The following is a 318-nucleotide window of genomic DNA, read 5'->3' as shown; positions in this document are numbered from 1 at the left end:
CGTCGCAGGTGACGAGGAATCGGGAGTCCGCGGAGTTCATCCGCGTCGCCAGCGCGTCGGCGGAGAAGCCGCCGAAGACGACCGAGTGCGGCGCGCCGATGCGGGCGCAGGCCAGCATGGCGATGGGCAGTTCGGGAATCATCGGCATGTAGAGCGTGACCACGTCGTCTTCCTCGACGCCGAGGTCACGCAGCGCCGCCGCGAACTCGTTTACCTCGCGATACAGGTCCTGATAGGTGTAGGTTCGCGTCTCGCCGTGTTCACCCTCCCACTTGATGGCGACGCGGTTCTTGTCCCCGTTTTCGACGTGCCGGTCGA

The 318-nt window shown here is 65.7% G+C and carries 1 protein-coding gene; it reads right to left on the bottom strand.

Annotation, left to right across the window (positions count from 1 at the left end; all coding sequences use genetic code 11):
* Positions 1-318: AMP-binding protein (locus NKF06_RS20890; RefSeq protein WP_253246491.1), on the bottom strand; the 318-nt coding region annotated here is incomplete at both ends.

Source organism: Haloferax sp. AB510, from assembly GCF_024136985.1.
GTDB lineage: Archaea > Halobacteriota > Halobacteria > Halobacteriales > Haloferacaceae > Haloferax.
The sequence above is the reverse complement of the archived record's forward strand: the minus strand, read 5'-3'. Positions and strand labels throughout refer to the sequence as shown.